The sequence below is a fragment of the Paraprevotella xylaniphila YIT 11841 genome, from assembly GCF_000205165.1.
In the GTDB taxonomy this organism is placed as follows: Bacteria; Bacteroidota; Bacteroidia; order Bacteroidales; family Bacteroidaceae; genus Paraprevotella; species Paraprevotella xylaniphila.
The window spans coordinates 107093-127016 of record NZ_GL883837.1 but is presented as its reverse complement, the minus strand read 5'-3'; the positions used below and the strand labels follow the sequence as shown (position 1 = coordinate 127016).

General features: G+C 47.1%; 11 protein-coding genes. All 11 read left to right on the top strand.

The features are described 5' to 3' along the window. The first annotated feature begins 10 nt into the window (after nucleotides 1–10). The 11 genes from HMPREF9442_RS06195 (at nucleotide 11) to HMPREF9442_RS06145 (ending at nucleotide 19905) form a co-directional block, all read left to right on the top strand. The gene (locus HMPREF9442_RS06195; protein WP_008626511.1) at nucleotides 11–1573 is read left to right on the top strand and encodes a RagB/SusD family nutrient uptake outer membrane protein; all 1563 of its coding nucleotides are present in this window, start codon (nucleotides 11–13) and stop codon (nucleotides 1571–1573) included. Between the two features lie 5 nt (nucleotides 1574–1578). After that, nucleotides 1579–3450, top strand: a complete 1872-nt coding sequence (locus HMPREF9442_RS06190) for a fasciclin domain-containing protein (RefSeq protein ID WP_008626510.1) — start codon at nucleotides 1579–1581, stop codon at nucleotides 3448–3450. Between the two features lie 24 nt (nucleotides 3451–3474). Further along, on the top strand, nucleotides 3475–5046 hold the full coding sequence (locus HMPREF9442_RS06185) for a fasciclin domain-containing protein (RefSeq protein ID WP_008626509.1): 1572 nt from the start codon (nucleotides 3475–3477) through the stop codon (nucleotides 5044–5046). Nucleotides 5047–5074: 28 nt separating this feature from the next. Then, the gene (locus HMPREF9442_RS06180) at nucleotides 5075–8263 is read left to right on the top strand and encodes a SusC/RagA family TonB-linked outer membrane protein (protein WP_040602717.1); all 3189 of its coding nucleotides are present in this window, start codon (nucleotides 5075–5077) and stop codon (nucleotides 8261–8263) included. A 20-nt stretch (nucleotides 8264–8283) separates the two neighbouring features. Further along, entirely contained in the window at nucleotides 8284–10071 is a 1788-nt protein-coding gene (locus tag HMPREF9442_RS06175; RefSeq protein ID WP_232038411.1) for a RagB/SusD family nutrient uptake outer membrane protein, read from the top strand. Between the two features lie 18 nt (nucleotides 10072–10089). Next, entirely contained in the window at nucleotides 10090–10476 is a 387-nt protein-coding gene (locus tag HMPREF9442_RS16710; protein WP_253271046.1) for an FG-GAP repeat domain-containing protein, read from the top strand. Next, nucleotides 10476–12404 carry an FG-GAP repeat domain-containing protein gene (locus tag HMPREF9442_RS06165; RefSeq protein WP_008626495.1) on the top strand — a complete coding sequence of 643 codons (1929 nt, stop codon included), beginning with the start codon at nucleotides 10476–10478 and terminating at the stop codon, nucleotides 12402–12404. Before HMPREF9442_RS16710 ends, HMPREF9442_RS06165 begins: the two co-directional genes overlap by 1 nt. A 104-nt stretch (nucleotides 12405–12508) precedes the next feature. Then, entirely contained in the window at nucleotides 12509–12895 is a 387-nt protein-coding gene (locus tag HMPREF9442_RS16705) for a hypothetical protein (protein ID WP_008626494.1), read from the top strand. After that, nucleotides 12862–14826 carry an FG-GAP-like repeat-containing protein gene (locus HMPREF9442_RS06155; RefSeq protein WP_253271045.1) on the top strand — a complete coding sequence of 655 codons (1965 nt, stop codon included), beginning with the start codon at nucleotides 12862–12864 and terminating at the stop codon, nucleotides 14824–14826. The genes HMPREF9442_RS16705 and HMPREF9442_RS06155 overlap by 34 nt, the downstream gene beginning before the upstream one ends. A gap of 244 nt (nucleotides 14827–15070) precedes the next feature. Continuing rightward, nucleotides 15071–17344 (top strand): glycoside hydrolase family 3 N-terminal domain-containing protein, encoded by a 2274-nt coding sequence (locus HMPREF9442_RS06150; protein ID WP_008626491.1) that lies wholly within the window; start codon nucleotides 15071–15073, stop codon nucleotides 17342–17344. Nucleotides 17345–17499: 155 nt separating this feature from the next. Further along, complete coding sequence (locus HMPREF9442_RS06145) at nucleotides 17500–19905, top strand: alpha-galactosidase (RefSeq protein WP_008626490.1); 2406 nt, start codon at nucleotides 17500–17502, stop codon at nucleotides 19903–19905. Nucleotides 19906–19924: the final 19 nt, after the last annotated feature.

The following is a 19924-nucleotide window of genomic DNA, read 5'->3' as shown; positions in this document are numbered from 1 at the left end:
TAAATGTGAGATGAAAAAGTATATATATAAAATAGGTGTCTTCTTCCTAAGTTTGCCTTTCTTGGGTGTCACGGCTTCCTGTGATGACTGGTTTGGCATTATGCCGCAGTCCGAGATGGTGGCCGAGGACTTTTGGAAAGATGAGCAAGACGTGAAAAGTGCCGTGGGGGCCTGTTATAGGGCTATGTTGGAAGACGGCTTCATGCGCCGTTTGGTTGTATGGGGTGAATTACGTTCTGATAATGTGATAAATGGTTTGGGGACGGATACGGAAATCGGTTATATCCTGAATGCTAACCTGAACGAGGCCAACAGCTATTGCAAGTGGAATGATTTTTATACGGTCATTAACTATTGTAATACGGTGATTCAAAACGCACCAATGGTGAGGGAACGCGATGCGGACTTTACGGAGGAAGACTTGAACCAATATTTGGCAGAAGCCAAGGGAATCCGAGCATTCTGTTATTTTACGTTGGCACGCACGTTTAAGGACATACCTTATATGGAAACGCCTTATGTGGACGACACGCAAAGATTTCAAGTCGGACAAACTCCGTTTGAGAATGTCTTGGATACTTTGATTCGTGACTTAAAGACTGTAGAAAATGTGGCCGTGACAGAATATGGTGAAAACACGGCCTATACCCGTGGGCGAGTAACGCAGAAGGCTATTTGGGCTTTGATTGCTGATATGAGTTTGTGGAGGGGGAATTATCGTCAATGTGTAGACTATTGCAATAAGATTCTGACCACGGCGACAAATCCGTTGGCTCTTTTACCTGCTGATACCTATTTTAATACGGTGTTTGGCCCGGCAACTGGAAATTCCGATGAAAGTATTTGGGAATTGCAGTTCGATCCCAATACGACCAATGGGGCGGTCAACACGTTTTATGGAAGTTCCAATAACTCTTCCCCGTTGCTGTCTTCGCTTGATTTCGACGGACAGAATGGAGAGGATTGGTGGGACGGCTTGGATATGCGCCGTGCCCAGTCTTATGTAGAGGACGGGTTATATATGATTAAGAAATATACGTCTTATTGTTATGCTACGGATTTTGAAGAGGTAAAGTCCAATAATTTCCAATACGGGAATAATGAGTCCAATTGGATTGTTTACCGTTTGGCCGACGTGTACTTGATGAAGGCCGAGGCTTTGGTCGAGTTGGGGGACATTGCCGGTGCCGTGGACATGGTTTCTTATACTTATGACAGGGCGCACCCTGATTTGGAATCTGGAAGTTTAAAAGTGCAATATCCCGCCTCTACTCCGCAATCAGCGGTTCGCGATTTGGTTTTCGATGAACGTCAGCGTGAATTCCTTTTTGAAGGCAAGCGTTATTTTGACATTGTGCGTCGGGCACGTCGTGAAGGTAATGTGACGGCTTTGGTTAACACATACTTGCTACGTAAATATGTGGCTATGAGTTTAAACCAAAGTACAGTACTCAGTAAGATTAACGACAAAGAAGCCATTTATATGCCTATTCATCAGGATGAATTACGTTTGAACTCCTTGCTGGAACAAAACGCATTTTATAAAACTTCGGACGATATTTCTAAAAATTGACGATTATGAACAATATACATAAATTATTTAAGTGGGGGCTGTGGTCGGTAGCGGTCTTATGCCTCTCAGGCGTACAGGTGTCTTGCGATAGCGATGATATTGATGCTGATGCCATGTACACGTTTACGGGAGAGACGGTAGCTTCATTTTGCCAGAACGACCCCGAATTGTCGGATTTTTACCAATTGATAACCAAGTGTGGGGCGGATGCCTTATTGGAGGTTTATGGCCATTATACTTGTTTTGTGCCCAATAATGACGCCATTGCTGCTTATTTGTCGGCAAACAATAAGTCTTTGGACGACATTCCGGCAGAGGAGGCGCAAAAGATTGTGTACAACTGTGTGATTAGAGGTACTGCGGAATATACTTCACAGGAGTTTGTTGCCGGTTCTTTGTCTTCTATGACTTTATCTGAGCGTCATTTGATTCTTTCGTTTACAACTTCGGCAGATAACAGACGGGAGATTTGGGTAAACGGGCAGGCTCGTGTGGAACGTTTGGATCAGGAAGTGCATAACGGAGTAATCCATGTGGTGGACAAGGTTATCCAACCTTCAGAAATGACCCTTTTGGAGGTGATGCAAAATAACGAGAACCTGACTATATGGGCTATGGCTTATGAGGCTTCCGGTTTGAACGAAGGAATGGAGAAACTTTATGATGAAAGTTATGTGAATACTTATGGGTCGGATATGTATCAATATGGCGACTATAAGTTGCATGTGCCGACGAGCCGCCGTTATGGTTGGACTGCTTTTTGCGAGCCGGATGAATTGTTGAAGCAGGCAGGAATTACGGGTAATACTCGCGAAGAGATTTTGGTAAGTTTGGAGAACTATGCCCGTACGTATTACGGTTCTGAGGATTTGGGTAATTATAGGAGCGAGAAGAATCCGTTACATCGTTTCGTCGCTTATCACTTGCTGAACCGTCAGATGGCCACGAATGACATGGTGTTTGATACGCCGGCGGCGTTGATTAATCCGACGTATGCGGATAAACTGGTGGAATATTATGAAACCATGTACACTTATCGCATCATGGAAATCAAGGCCGGTAATAAGATTAACCAACAATCCAATGGAGATTACGTGGGCATAGACGAGGCGAATAGCAACATCGAAGCATTGAATGGTTACATCCATACGCTGAAGAATATATTGGTGTATGACGACGCGGTAATGCGTAATGATGTATTGCACAAACGTATTCGTTTCGATGCCATGTCACTACCTCCGCAGTTGACTAACAATAATATTCGTTGGCATAATGTGGATATTTCCGATGCAAATGGTTATACGGTCACTCCGGATTATTGTGGGGAGTATTTTACATTTAACGATGCTTGCTCATGCCTGATGTGGGGAAGCCAAGGATGGGCGGCTTTCCAAGGTGACGAGATCAATATGAAGGACAATTATGACTTCACTTTGCGCTTGTTGCCTATTCCGCCTGGAAATTGGGAGTTCCGTATCGGCTATAATGCCGAAGGATGGCGTGGAATGGGACAAATCTATTTTGATGGGATTATCACAGGGACGCCTGTCGATTTAAAAATCGGAGACGTGCAAGGCGATGCCCGTACGGGATGGGTGGCTGATGAATCGACTGCGGACGATGGAGTGGAAAATGATAAGATGATGCGTAATTTGGGGTACATGAAGGCACCTGAATCTTGTTGGTATGCACATGATAACATTCCGCTTAGGGATTGGTATAAGGCTTTGCGTTATATTGTGAACCAGTATAGTTTCCAAGATTATGGGGCACATAAGTTGCGTATGCGTAGTGTGGATTTCGCAGGTCGTGAGTTTTCCATCGACTATTTCGAGTTTATTCCAGTGGATATGATTCGTGATGAGGATCGCTTGTAATAACTATTAAGAAAGTAAGAACAAATGAAACAAATAAATAAAGGAATCATCTGTTTGTTATCGGGGGCGGCGTTGTTTGTTTCCTGTAACGACGAGTGGGATGCGCATTACGACTTGAATGGTAGTGTGCCTCAGGTCAGCCTGATGGCTTTGCTCCGTAATGACGCATCGTTGAGTACTTTCGCCCAAATAGTGGAAAAGACGGGGGCGGATAGCTTGCTTGCATCTAACCAGACTTATACTGTGTGGGCGCCGGTAAACGAGGCCTTGGCGAATGTAGACATGACAGACCGAGCTGCATTGGAACGCCTGGTAAGTAATCATATCGCCCGTTACAGCAACCCTACTTCCACTCAGCCGGGGAAGTACATCTATATGTTAAACGGTAAACGTATGGCGTATGACGGGACGGGTTCTTTCAATGGGACGGCTTTGGAGGAAGGTAATGAGCGGGCGGTTAATGGTATTCTGCACAAACTGAGCGACACCATTCCTTACCGTTATAATTTCTATGAATATATGTCCGTTTATCCTGAATATTCCAAGGTGTATGAGTTCATCAACCGTTTTATAGAAAAGAGGTATGATGCATCAGCCAGCGTCGGAACGGATTCGGTGTTTGTGGATTACAATCCGATGCTTTATAATTATTATTATGGTATTGGCCATATTGATGATGAAGACTCGCTTTATACCATGATTCTGCCGGACAACGAAGCTTGGGACAAAGCCTATGCTCATATCAGTCCTTATTTTACGACGTATAATGCGGACGAGGCTGTGGCTGATTCGATTCGTGATGTACAGACGGGGCAGGCTATCCTGAACGGTTTGACATTCAGGGGAAGGGTTGATGACCCGGCATCAAAGGATTCTTTGGTGACAGTTACGGGAAATGTGATTTATCAGACAGGCCGTTATTTTGCGCCTTATACGAAACTGGATGGTTCCAACGGGTTGATGTACTTGGCGAAAGGAGATTTGGTTTTAGATGACACTTGTACATGGAATAAAGAAATTTTAGTGGAAGCCGAGTATTTGAACGGTCGTACTACGAGTACCAGTACAAGTGCCTATGTGCGCAATACGGATGCCAACAGTGCCGTGCAGGGTGTGAGCAACAATAGTTATCTGGAGGTGACCAATGCTACGGGAACAGCGGAAGTTACTTTTGAGATACCTCAGATTTTGGCCGGTAAATACGACGTATATGTGGATTTTGTTCCCCCCGTCATTGACGGAGTCGCTTTGGCCGAGGAAAAAACGCGGTTGGAGTTCCGATTGGTCTATCCGCGCGCTGACAAGAATGGTACTGCCAATATCTCGCGTGACGATGATGACGATCCGGATTTGATTATCGGAGGAGACAGTGTAGGCGACAACAAAGTGAAGACTTTGAAAGTTTGGGAAGCATTGGAACTGCCCGCAGCCAATTATTATGATGGTATGTGGTTCATGGATGAGGATAATTCCACGGACGATGTGAAAGTACGTACGACATTCCGTATCCGTACCAATGTGAAAGCTTCGGAAGTGAATGTGAAGTATCGTCGCCGTTTCCGTGTCGACCGGATTCGTTTCGTGCCTGTACCTTGATTTGTTAATCCTTAAAGCATGATGAGTTATGTATTCTATATTTAATTCTTATTTGTTGAAACTTACGGGAACGATGGCCGGATTGGCTTTCTTCTCTTTTGCATTGCAGGCCCAGGAGCCGGTTCCCGCAGATTCGGTAAAGGCCGGGCAGGCAGAAAAGGTCCGGATGCCTTACCATGTGAAAGGCCGGGTTGTGGATGCCGTGACTGGGCAAGGTTTTGCCGGTGCCCGTATCACGACCCCGAATGTGAATGTGTCGGCCATGACCGATGAAAAAGGTGAGTACGAGATTGGTTTGCCCGATTTGCGGGTGCCTCTCTATGTGGATGCGCCGGGGTATTCCCGTCAAGTGGTGGCTGTCAAGGGGCGGACGGAGGTAAACGTGTCGCTCTATACCGTACCGGGGCATTCTTATTATGACGACGAAATGTCCGTGTCAGACGGACGGGTTGCGGTAGATGGCTTTACTTCCGGTGCGTTAAGCATGACGGAAGATATGAATTCCTTATTGGCCGGCCAGATGCGTACTTCTGCCCGTTCGGGTGAACCCGGGGCGAGTGCTTCCTATTTTGTACGTGGTTATAATTCTTTGAATCTGTCTTCCCAACCATTGTTCGTGGTCGATGGTGTGGTATGGCAGTCTCATGAGGAGGGCATTTCTACCGTGGACGGATATTACAATAACCCGCTGACTTTGCTTGACCCGTCGGATATAGACAAGGTAACGGTGTTGAAGAACGGTTCGGCTATTTGGGGGGCACGAGGGGCGAATGGTGTGGTGTTGATTCAAACCAAGCGTGCCGGAGAGATGGCAACGAAGATAGATGCTAATATTTCTTTTGGATTCCAAACACCTTTTGAGACTATGCCTGTGATGGGAGCTGATGCTTACCGTCGCTATGCCACTGATGTCATGTCTGGTATGGATAGGCATGAAGTGGAAGATTTCCAGTTTACGAACGATGACCCTTCGCGGTCTTTTTACCGTGCGGTGCATAATAATACCGACTGGATGGATGAAATCAACAAAACGGCTTTTATCCAAAATTATGGTATATCTGTGTCGGGTGGTGATGACATAGCTCTTTACCGTTTCTCCTTGGGATATGCCCAAAATAATGGAAACATAGATGGAACAAAGTTCGATCGCCTGAATGTGCGCTTCAATTCAGACATCAAGTTGACAGACGAATTCAAGATATTGTTCGACATTGCTTATACGCAAACTGGACATAAGGTGACTTTTGACGGATTGGACCGGATGCGTTCACCGTATTACCTTGCATTGGTAAAGTCGCCGCTTTATTCTCCTTATCAATATAATGAAAGTGGTTCTTTGAGCGGCCGTTTGACGGATGTGGATGAGTTGAATTATGGTAATCCGTTGGCTCTGTTGGAGAAAGATAATATGCCGACGCTTGATAAATACCGTTTTACATTGAACTTGCGTCCGACTTACCAGATTACCGACCGTTTGGAGGCTGCCGCGCTTTTCGGTTTTTCTTATGATAAGGAAAATGAAGACTTGTTTATTCCCGATGCAGGCATAGCGAACGAACCGCTTTACAATAGTTTGGGTGAAGTGTACGCTACGGCGTTGAATGAAGTTCGCAGCTCTATGGCCCGGCAGACTTCCCTTTCGCTTGATGCCTATTTAAAATGGGACATCCTGAAAGGGTACCGGCATAATCTGTCCGCAGCCTTGGGCTATCGTTTTTATAACGACTATTTCAAGTATACATACGGCCAAGGGTACAATACGGGCTCCGACTATATGACAGCTTTGTCCAATACGACAAGTGATTTGCGTTATCTTTTCGGGACGGAATACATGGACCGTAACATGTCTTGGTATTTGAATGCGGATTATGGTTTTATGAACAAGTATTTCCTGAACTTGGGTATGTCGATGGAGACTTCTTCTCGTTTTGGTAACGAAGCCGGAGGTATAGACTTATGCGGTGTGTCGTGGGGATATTTCCCGTCGGTCAGCGGAGCCTGGCTTATTTCTTCCGAGAAGTTTATGCGCAACGTGGACTTCATTGACAATCTGAAGTTGCGTGTGGCTTATACGATGGCCGGTAACGGTAATTTGCCTGTTTATGCCAACCGTACTTATTTCACATCTTCTTTGGTGGCTAATGATGCGACGGGAATTGTTTTGAGCAATATCGGGAATGAAAAGTTGAAGTGGGAAACTACAGGTCGGGCTAACGTAGGATTGGACTTTAGTATCCTGTCCAATCGTTTGAGCATGAACATCGACTATTTCTATTCCAAAACGAAAGATCTGGTGACGCTCCGTTCCTTGAACGAAGAGGCTGGTTTGCAGTATTATTATGACAATAATGGCGAAATGGAAAATCAGGGATTTGAAATTGCGGCTAATGCCCGTATCGTGGATACGAAAGATTTCAAGTTCAATATAGGGTTGACCGTAGGCCATTATAAGAATAAAATTACATCCTTGCCCAATGGCAGTTTCACTACGGAATTGGCCGGAGGAACGGTATTGACTACAGAAGGACAGCCGGTGGGCGTGTTCTATGGTTACCAGACCGACGGGGTGTATGCCACAGCACAAGAGGCGGCAGATGCCGGGCTTGCCATTCTTTCTTCTTCGGGGCAGCGTATTCCTTTCTCGGCCGGTGACATGCGTTTCGTGGATCATTCTAAGGACGGTATCATCGGGGAAGATGATCGTGTGATCATCGGTGACCCGAATCCGGACATCTATGGTAACTTCAATTTGAACTTCCGTTGGCGTGATTTGGAGTTGGGGGCACTCTTTACTTATTCTTTGGGTAATGATGCCTATAATGCTTTGCGTGCCAACTTGGAGTCGGGCAGCAGTTTGTCCAACCAAAGCATAGCTATGGAGAACCGTTGGATGGCAGATGGCCAAGTGACAGATATTCCTCGTGCCACTTTTGATGACCCGATGGGGAATGCCCGTTTCTCAGACCGTTGGATTGAGGACGCGTCCTATTTGAAATTTAAACGCCTGATGTTGTCTTACCGTGTTCCCGTACGTTCTACCTCATTCTTGCAAGGAATATCGGTATGGGCGGCAGTGAACAATCTTTGCACGCTGACGAAGTATTTGGGTACGGATCCTGAATTTTCATACAGTCAGTCCGTGCTTTACCAAGGTGTGGATGCAGGGTTGGTGCCACAGTCGCGTTCGTTCCAGATTGGGGTGAAATTGAATTTGTAATGCAAAATAAGAAAGTGAATATGAAGACATTTATCAAAAACTATATGAAAGCTGTGGGTGTCGTTTGTGCTTGCATGGCAGCTTTCCCCGCCTGTACGGATATGATGGAGACAGATTCTACTACGGTAGGTTTTGAGGAGGACAACCGTTTGGATTCTCCTAATGACTCTCTCTATTCCGTGTTGGGTATTCTTTCGCAGGTGCAACGTTTGGGCGACCGCTATGTGCTGTTGGGCGAGTTGCGCGGCGACCTGATGGAAGCGACCGAGGATGCAAAAGTGGATATTCAGGAGATTTCCAATTTCAAGGTCTCGTCGGATAACGAGTATGCTTCGTTCTATGATTATTACAATATTATTAACAACTGTAATTATGCCATAGCGAAGATGGACACGAATATCGTGTTTTACGAAGACAAGGTTATGATTCCCGAATATGCGCAAATCAAAGTGATACGGGCTTGGACCTATTGGCAACTGGCCTTGGCGGCCGGGAAAGTCAGTTGGATTGAAGAACCCGTGTTGAGCTTGGAGGCCGCACTCAAGGAGTATCCGCAGAAGGGGCTTGAAGATTTGGCACAGCTGCTGATTGATGATTTGACACCATATATAGGTGTACGTGCCTTGGATTATGGGACGATAGACAATTTCGATTCGCGCAAGATGTTCCTCCCCGTAGATATGGTATTGGGCGACTTGTATCTTTTCTTGGGACGTTATGCGGAAGCTGCTACGGCATATTACCGTCTGATAGACAAACGTAAGCTGACATTGACAAGTTCTTATGGTAACTATTGGACGAATACGGCTCGTACGGGTGGGTCTGCAGCTTGGATATCAGCTTATGTGAATACAGGTTCCAATGAATTACTTTCTTCTTTGGTGTACAGTTCCCGTCCCGATGCCTACCACCCACAGTTGGTACGTTGGTCATACAATGAAGTGCCTTCGATTGTACCTACAACTTCTTTTGTGGATTGGATGTCACGTGTGTCACATTACTATGCCGCCGAAAATACCACCCGTATACAGGGATTCTTTACTGGGGATTTACGTGGGCTGTTTGAGTTCTCGAATGGTACAACTTCTTCTGTGTCTTATACTACCGATGGTTTGGGGGATTATAAGGGTACGCTTATTGATAAATTCTATTCCTTGTCCACATCTGGCGGAGTGGAGGATCCGGAAAATGAAGCGTTGGGAGGATTGCGTTATGTACGTAATCTGCCGGTATACCGTACTTCACAGGTTTACTTGCGTTTGGCTGAGGCCATCAACCGTTACGGGCGTCCGGCTACGGCTTTTGCTGTCTTGGCATACGGCTTGAACAAGACAAATTTGGCCAATACGACGAGGATTCCGGCATCTGAACGCACGGGGGAAATGTTTTTGGACTTTACGTCCGATTCCTACGATAATAATGTAGGTACGGCAACCCGTGGGCGTGGGCGGGCCATAGGCTTTCCTACCTCGGATTATCTCATCCCGGATTATACACCGTATGATACCATCAAGGTGGTAGACGGTGAGACGGGAGAGGAAAAAGATACGGTGGTGGTTTCCAAAGACCCCATCCGTTTGGCTGCCGCCAAGGCTGATTCTATCGAATATGTAGAAGACCGTATCATTGATGAAATGGCCGCAGAGACCGCTTTCGAAGGCAGCCGTTTCTTCGATTTGATGCGTATTGCACGCCACCGTGGGCGTTGGCCGGCTTATGCAGCAGAGAAAGTGGCAGCCCGTTTTGGAAATGGGGGCGAGGCCGTCAAAGCCCGTCTGATGGATGAAAGTGAATGGTTTTTAAAGTAATAAATGATTTTAGCAAATATGAGAAAACTAGTAGTTAAAATGATGTTGGGAGCTGCGGCCTTGACTGGTGTCCAAGGGTTGCAGGCACAAGACCCTCTGACGTTTGAGGCAGACTTCACGTTGGGTGATATGGGCGGATGGCCGAGTCATCGGAGCCGGGCTTTTGTGGCCGACTTCAACAATGACGGATGGATGGACATGTACTTGAACGGAACTTCCGAGAACAAAGGTTGGCAGTCGCGTGGCGTGTTGGTCAAGAACTTGGGCGACGGTCAGTTTGAAGGGGTTACGGATGCCATCTTTGACTATGAGACAACGTACGAAAAAGTCTATTCTTTGATACGATATGGCACGAAGACGGTTCGTATGAGTTGCAGGATTCCATATTGGACGGTAAGGTCGTGATGGATACTATTGTGACCGAGAAGTTTGTAGGCATGAAGAACGGACTGCCGCGCACGGCGTTCGGGCAAGGTAGCCAGCCCATTGATTTCAATAATGACGGTTTGGTGGACTTCATTATTCTTAATACCGGTGGAAATGATACCGGCACATCGCAAGGTTATGTATTGGTCATCAATAAGGGAGATTGGCAGTTTGAGGTGTTGGAGGATCCGGTTCTTTCTAGTATAGGTGGATTGTCTTCTAATACCAATGGTGACAAATTTAATGAGAATAGCCCTTACGGTTCATTGGTGACGGGGGATTATGATAAGGATGGTTTCACGGATGTGTTGCTTTGCGGTAATGGGCCTGCAGGACGTTATACGATGTTATTGCGTAATGTGAACGGTGACCATTTCGAGGAAGCGCGGGTTTTCCATCCGCTGCCATTCGATGAGGAACTGACTAAAAAAGGAATCTATGAACAACTCGAAGATACAACAGATCCTGAGACCGGTGCGGATGTTCCGGGAGCATATATAGACAAGCCTACGCTGAAACCTATGCAAATGTCCCACGGTTCTGTCGTGTTCATTGATTTGGATGGTGATAGTTGGTTGGACGTGGTTGTGACAGGATATGCAGAGGCGCGTGAGAATATGGGGGAAATCACCGGTAACCAGATCCGTTTCTACAAGAACCTACAGAATGGCGAGTTTCAGGATGTGACAAATTCTCCTTCGCTTATTGAAGCGGCCAGTACGGTGTTGAATACTTATGGTATGACCGTGGATGGTACAATGGCTGATGTGTTCCGTGCCTGGGGATGCGAAGAAGGCATTACCCTCGCGTTGGACTTTGATCAGGACGGACGTACCGACCTGATGCAGTTAGGCACACAGGGATGCTCTTGGGGTTGGGGTGGTACCCGTACGTTAAAGCAATCTAACCAACTGAGAAACATATCGGATGAAAACGGTTTCCGGTTTGAAGAAATCCCCACCGATATTACTCCGGCCGCCATGGCATCCTGCTATCGTTTCATTTGTGTGGATTTGAATGGGGATGATTATCCGGACTATATGACCAACGGATGGACTTCCAAGGTCAATCCTGCCACAGGAGAAGCCGCAGGATGGGGGCGTTTTGTGGATTTAAGCGATAATAGTACGGTTTATAATACCTATTTCTTCAATGATGAAAGCAATGAGGTGTTTGGCGGTTATCTGGCCAAAAGCGAGCCGAGCGTGAACAACTTCGGAGATTTTGATAACGATTATAATATGGAGCTTCTCACTTCAGATTATACAGGAAGTCCGGACAATGGGCGTAACGACCAACAGGTTATCAGTTGGAATAAGACCGGAGTGGAATTTTATGCTCCGGAGGAAGTGGGTGAAGTGAATGTTACTCCGGAGAAAGGACGTGTAACTGTGGAATGGGAAGCTTCGGATATGAACAATGGCAATCCGGCCATGTTCAACCTTTATATACAGGACAAGCAAAGCGGTGCGCTGCGCATGGTGGTTCCGGCTAACCTTGAGACTGGAAAGCAGTTGGCTTATGCTATGTTTGGTTGTTATGTGAATACAGGTAATGAGGATGGGGCAGCTTCTTATGTCTTTGACAAGCTTCCTGTGGGTGATTACATCGTGGGGGTGCAGGCTGTGAATTATGCTTATCAGGCTACGGCATGGACCACGACCGAGGTGTCTGTGACGGAGAGTGATTATGTGGGTGTGTCTTCGCAGTCTGTGGCACGGGGTATGCAGGTCATTGTCAATGGTGATGCTATTGTTGTGACGAGTGCTAGTGATATCTCGGTGAATGTCTATAACATGCAAGGTGCCGAGGTAGCTTCGGGAATGACGAATGAACCCATTACCGTAAATGGCAAGGGCGTATTCGTGGTAAAGGCCGGAAATGAGGCCGTCAAGGTCGTGAAATAAGTAAAACGGTTATAGTGATTGAATGTGAATGAAGGCCCGGGCGGCCTTAGAAGGCAGTCCGGGTCTTTCGAAAATAACTTTAAACGAATAAAAATACAGAAGACATGAAAAATGCTACTTTTAAAACAGTGTTGACTTGTTGTGCGGCTTTAGCCTTGTGTCAGGCAGCCGAGGCACAGCGTGTAACGTTTGAACAGAATCGGGACTTCCGCGACCAAGTGGGATGGCCCGTGCATCGTGGATGCCCTATTGTGGCCGACTTCGATAATGACGGTTTCATGGACGTGTATTACGGAGGTACATCCTGTGAAAACGGTTGGGCATGTCGCGGCGTGTTGGCCCGTTCCAATGGGGATGGTGCTTTTTCTGCTAATTTGGAAGCCATCTTTGACTATGAGACAACGTACGAAAAAGTCTATTCTTTGATACGATATGGCACGAAGACGGTTCGTATGAGTTGCAGGATTCCATATTGGACGGCAAGGTCGTGATGGATACCATTGTGACCGAGAAGTTTGTAGGTATGAAGAACGGACTGCCTGTTTCTCTTCGTGGCTTCGGAAGCCAACCTTTTGATTTTAATTCCGACGGGTTGGTGGATTTTATAACCTTAAATCAAGGTGGAAACATGTCAGGATTGAATCCCCGTTACACATTGGTGAAAAATTTAGGCGGAGGACAGTTCGAGACTGTGGAAGATGCGGCGTTGGCTGCATTTAATTATACCGGCGATGATAATTTCCTCTTTAATGAAGGTTCACAGTATGCGTCTTTAGTGACCGGGGATTATGACCGTGACGGTTATACAGATTTGTTGATTACAGGACAGGCTCCTACGGAGGGGCGTTTTGTCAAGTTGTTCCGTAACGTGAACGGGGAGCGTTTTGAGAATGTGAACGTGTTCCATCCTCTGCCATTTGACAAAGAACCCAACCGGAAGGGGTTATATAAATTGGGAGAAAGCATATATGACCCGGAAACCGGTACGACGGTAGAAGGCGAATATACCGAGGAACCGACAATGCAGGCTAAGCCTTTGTCTCATGGTTCGGTGGCATTTATAGATTTCGACAACGACGGTTGGTTGGATATTGTGTCTACAGGTTGGGCTGACGGTACAGAGGGTAAGTTGGTCGGAGTAGAGATTGGAGGAGATGAAATCCGTTTTTATCGTAACCTGCAAAATGGAGAGTTCCAAGATGTGACAGACAGATTTGTCGGGGCTGCTCAGGGTATTTTGGATATGTTGGGTATTGCGCGAGATGCGAATTATGAGGTAAGGGATGTCTTCTCGGCCTGGGGAATGGATTCCGGTTTGATGTTGGCTACCGACTTTGACCAGGACGGTAAGATGGATTTGTGGATTCATGGGGCTGTTGCGGGAGGCAGGCCACGTTTCTCGAGTTATTTGACGTTCGGCATGGGTGAAGATTATGCGTCTGTGGAAGAATGGCCTACAGGTATTCTTCCTGCACATACGGTGGCGAAATTGGGCGTTATGTTTGCCGATTTCAATGGGGACGACATTCCCGATTTCTATCAACGTGGTTGTTGTGACGAAATTTGCCAAGACGAGTCCGTGCCTGAGAAATTCGGTCAGGCTTATTCATGGAGCCGTTTGTTCAGTATTAGCGAAGGGCAGGTTGGTGCTTATGGCTATCCGCAATATGCCGATTATTGGACGGCAGAATGCTATGGGGCACGAATTCCTCAAAGCGATGGTGATGGACAGACCATGGATGCGACTTTTGGGGATGTGAACGGAGATGGTTTGTTGGATATCATGTGTACGGATTGGACGGATAAGGCTGATGATGCGATTCCCAGTTATAACGTGACGGAGGGTGCGGAAGTCATTATGCCCGATGAGCCGGAAATCATAGAAGCGGAAACCGGAAAAGGTTACATTACCCTGAAATGGGACCGCTCGGAAATGGGGAATGGAAATAAAGCCATGTACAATGTGTATGCACGGAGTAAGGACGGGAGCATGTTCCGTATTTTGGTCCCGGCTAACATAGAGACGGGCAAACAGTTGTCTTATCAGATGTTTGGGACGTATGCGACTACTTATGCGGAAGATTATCAATATTACACTTTCGACAAATTACCGGCAGGTGATTATACAGTGGGTGTGCAAGCCGTGAACTACGCTTATGCTGCCACTCCGTTCGTTACGACGGATGTTACGGTGGCGGAAGGGGCTGATGGCGTAAAACCGATGTCAACTTCTGCGGCTTTGAAAGTGGTTGTGGATGGTGACGTGCTGACGGTAGTAACTGACGAAGATGTACAAGTGAATATTTACAATATGCAAGGCTCTGAAGTCGGTTCAGGCAGAACCAATGAAGCCATTACGGTGAACGGTAAGGGCGTATTCGTGGTGGAAGCCGGTGACAAAGTGGCCAAGATTGTAAAATAAAGAAGCACAGTTTAAGTGATTAACTGTGAATTAGGTTAGGTTGTTGGGCTCGGATGGCCTGTGAAGGTCGTCCGGGCCTTTTTCTTGGAACGTAAGGACGAATGCTCCGGGATGCCGGGGTAGTCCCGTTTGGCTTGCGCCAAAACCGTTGCTTTTTGGAGCAAACTTATTTCATCAGACGACCGAAAGAATGTTATTTTTGCATGTTTATGATTTATTTACTCAATAAGTTGGACGATAAAAAATGAAAAAAAAGTTCTTATTTGCCGCGTTGTTGATTTGCGGCACCTTACCATCTGTGGCTGAAGAGAAGCCACGCTACCAAGATGCCTCATTGCCCGTGGAAGAACGGGTGGAAGATTTGCTGAGGCGCATGACTTTGCATGAGAAGGTCTTGCAACTGCAAAACAATTCCAACAGTGACATTAATGCCGTGGAAAGCCATTATAAGGAGAGTACAGGTACGATGCATGAGATGAGCAAGACGGCGAAAGAAGCAGCCGAACTGTTTAAAAAACTCCAACATCATCTCCGTACACGGACACTGTGGGGGATTCCGGCCTTGATTACCGTGGAAGGCATCAATGGGGTATTGCAGGATGGGTGCACGATATTTCCACAGGCTATTGCGCAAGGGTCCACTTTCAACCCTGATTTGGTGGAGGATATGGCCGAAGCCATCGGCCGGGAAGCTCATGTGATAGGTATCCGGCAGTTGCAATGTCCTGTGCTCGACATTGCGCGTGAACTCCGTTGGGGGCGTGTGGAAGAGACTTTCGGTGAAGACCCGTTCCTGATTGGCGAGATGGGCACTTCCTTCGTGCGTGGTTCGCAAACGGAAGGCGTAGGCGCAATGCCCAAACATTTTGTGGCTCATGGTACACCGACGGGAGGTCTGAATTGTGCTTATGTGGCCGGGGGGGAGCGAGAGTTGCGTAACTTGTATGCTTATCCTTTTGCGAAAGTCATCCGCAATGCCGATCCCGTGTCGGTCATGAGTTGTTATAGTGCTTATGATGGTGTGCCGATGACGCATTCGGCTTATTATATGACAGACTTCCTGCGCGGGGAGTTAGGCTTTAAAGGGTATGTGTATTCCGACTGGGGAGCTGTAGACCGTTTGAAAGTGTTCCATCAGGCCGTGGCCACTTCCGAAGAAGCGGCCCGTAAGGCCATTATCGCCGGTATCGATATGGATGTATGGGATTGGGCTTATCAGACACTGGAGGAGCAGGTGAAGAAAGGGCAGTTGGATGAGTACTATATCGACCGGGCTTGTCGGCGGATACTGGAAGCCAAGTTCAAACTCGGCCTTTTCGATGAAGGCGAGGATGCCATTGATCCGGCCAAGGTGGACAAAGTGGTACGTAGCAAAGAGCATGTGGCTTTAGCCAAGGCTGTGGCGGACGAAAGTATCGTCTTGTTGGAGAATAAGAACAATATCCTTCCTTTGGATTTGTCGCGTTACAAATCTATCGCTTTGTTGGGCCCGAACAGCAATTACGGTGTGGCCGGTGATTATGGATGGGTCAATGCCGACCATCATGAGTGTGTCACGTTGTTCGACGGCTTGAAGAATGCGTTGGGACAGAAGGTACAGGTGAACCAGTTGGACGGTTGTGATTGGTGGAGCCAGAAAGAAGACGGTATCGCTGCCGCCGTGGAGTTGGCCCGTAAAAGTGATATTGCCATCGTGGCTGTGGGTACGCGTAGTCTTTGGTTAGGGCGGAATGCCAAGGCCAACAAAGTGACTTCGGGAGAAGGGTTCGACCTTTCTTCGTTAGAGTTGCCTGGCAAGCAGTTGGATTTGTTGAAAGCGGTGAAAGCGACAGGCAAGCCAGTAGTGGTGGTGCTGATAACCGGTAAGCCTTTGGTCATGACTTGGGCCAAGGAGAATGCCGATGCCGTAGTGTTGCAGTTTTATGGCGGCGAGCAGCAGGGGAATGCCATGGCCGATGTATTGTTGGGCAAGGTGAATCCTTCCGGTCGTTTGAATGTCTCTTTCCCGCGCAGTACCGGTAATACGCCGTGTTATTATAATTATTATCGGACTGACCGCGAAACGGTGTTCGACAAGGGTGGAAGTCTGGATGAGCCTAACGGCCATTACGTGTTCGACAAACCTTATGCCTTGTGGAATTTCGGGTACGGATTGAGTTATACGAATTTTGAGTATAGTGATTTCAGCCTGAACGATACCGTGTTCTCGGCAAATGGAAAATTGAAAGCCAAGGTCAAAGTGAAGAATACGGGTAAACGTGACGGGAAGGAGGTCGTACAACTGTATGTGCATGACCTCGTCGCTTCCGTTTCACAGCCGGTGCAGCAGCTCAAGGCTTTTAAGAAAGTGGAGGTACCGGCAGGCAAAGAAGTGGAAGTGGAGTTGGAAATGCCCATTGAAGAGTTGTCTTTCTGTAACGAATATCTGAAACGCGTCGTGGAACCCGGTGATGTGGAAATTCAGATAGGGCGGGCATCCGACAATATTGTGTTCCGGAAAACCATTGTGGTGAAATAAATTCCTTTTCAGGCCGCTTTTTTCTTTGGAAGAAGCGGCCTGAAGCATTTTTTCTATTTTTTGCGCCGTAATTCTTGCGGCTTCTCTGTTTTTTTTAGTCTCTTTGTGGCCGTGAATGTAATGTTTGGGAAAATTAAATCTTAGATAAAATAGCAATGAAAAAAAGATTGGATATTACACTTATCAAAAAAATGTTCCTCTTGTCCTTGTGGACCGTGCCGGCTGTTTCGCAGGCCGATGATATCGTCGTGGCGGACGGGATGTGGAAAATCACTTATATGGAAAGCGAGAAGGCTTTCCGTATCAACGTACTGGACGAAGGGGGGGCTGCGCGGAAGTGTGTCGTGAACCATTCGGCTTCGGTCGCCCGTTATGATAATGCCGAAGGGGTGGCACGTGAAGTGACAACGGCTTCGTTTGCCGACGTGGCCCGTGCGGAAGAGGCGGTGGATAATGAATTCGGTACGGGCAAATGCTATACGTTTACGTTCAGCCGTCCGGACAATGGTGATGAAGTGACGATGAAGCAACGTTTTTATATTTATCCCGGCTTGGATTACATGCTGACGGACCTTTCTGTGGAGGGGAATGCCGCTATCCGAAGCAACTATTTGGCTCCTGTCTCTGTGGACGCAAATTATACGCTTTACATGTCCGATGATGGTAACCGCATGTTGAAAGTGCCGTTCGACAATGATGCTTTCGGGCGTTACGGAAAATACAAGATGAGTGGTGAAGTCATTTCGTACGAGGTTTCTGCGCTTTACGAGGGGAAGAGCCGGGAAGGGTTGGTTTTAGGGTCTGTGGATCATGATTTATGGAAGAGTGCCGTCAGTGCCAACTTGTCGAATAACGGGAGCGTGAACGAACTTCGTGTATATTCCGGTGTGTCGACTTCAGAAACGCGTGATGCCATTCCTCATGGCAAGGTGAAAGGGCCGGTCGTGACCTCTGCCCGTATGTTCGTGGGATATTTCGATGATTGGCGCGTGGGGATGGAGACATTTGCCGATGCCAACAACCTTGTGGCACCGCGTACCGAGACCTGGACATACGGCACGCCCTTCGGATGGCAGAGTTGGGGGGTGTTGGAAAGCAAGAACTCTTATGCCACGGATGTGGAAATTTCAGATTATTACCATGACGTGCTGACTCCGGCGGGCTTTTGCAACAGCCAAGGGAATATTATTTTTAGCCTTGACGCAGGCGATGGAATGAGCAATGTGGAGCATTTGAACTTTATCAACCAATGTAAGAAGAAAAACCAAATGGTAGGGTGTTACAGTACGCCGTTCTCCATGTGGAGTGGGGAGAACCCCAATTGGGACGATGTGTTAGGTACGGCTTCCGACGGGACGAAGTGGACGCGTTGGGATGTCGTGCTCAAGGCTAATGGCAAACCGATTTGGTATGACGGTGCGTATTGTATGGATCCTACGCATCCTTATACGAAAAGTGCCATGGCGAATTTCATACGTACGCAATATTCGTATGGGTTCAAGTATATCAAAATGGACTTTGTGAATTGCGGCATCATACAAGCTGATTCTTATTATAACCCGGGGGTGACTACGGCGGTGGCCGCTTATAGCGAGGGAATGGATTACATCCACCGTCAAATGGATAAGTATGGCATGTTTGCCGCTTTTTCCATCGCTCCGCTCTTTCCTTACCAATATGCGAACTCCCGGCGCATCGCGTGTGACACATGGGGGTCTATCGAACAGACGGAATTCAGTATGAACGCCATCTCAGGCGGATGGTGGACCGACCGTCTTTTCCAATATAACGACCCCGACCATTTGGTGTTGGTGGGGAACAAGGACCAGTTGAACAATACTATTGGCGAGAACCGCGCCCGCTATACCAACGGGGCTGTGACGGGCATGATGCTCGTGGCGGACAACTTCAGCCTGAACGACCGTTCGGGGCAAGGTTGGGCGGAACGGTCGCGTGAAGTGGCGCAGACCGTGATGCTGAACAAGGACATCAATGAGATGGCAGACATGGGACGTTCTTTCCGTCCGGTATATGGTTACAAGGAGTATAACGGAAATGCGGACGGAGCGGAAAATTTCTTCATGTTCGATAACGATAAATATCTGTACGTAGCGGTGTTCAATTATCAGAAAAATGAGCTTTCGGGTAATATTCCATTGGATTTACTGGATATTTCTTCCGATGCTTTTTCCGAAGTGCGTGAGCTTTGGACGAATGAATTGATAAAAGTGGACGGGAACTTACCGTATAGTGTTCCAGAGAAAGATGTACGTGTGTACCGCTTTAAGAAAACGGGAGGCAGTGGAGTGAAAGACATGGAAAATGAAGCAATGGTTCGAACGAAAGTCGTACCCCTCGGAGGAAAGCGTTTGATGGTTTATTCCGGTAAAGATATGAATCGCATAGAGGTCTATGATATGCAGGGACGTCTGAACGGTACGAGAGACTTGTCAGGTCGTACCCAAATGGAATTGGACTTGCCACATTTCAACGGTATGGCTCTGGTGAGGATTCACTATGCTGATGGAACGAAAGAAGTCTGCAAAACTTTGGTATATTAAAAGATTGTGAAATAATTAT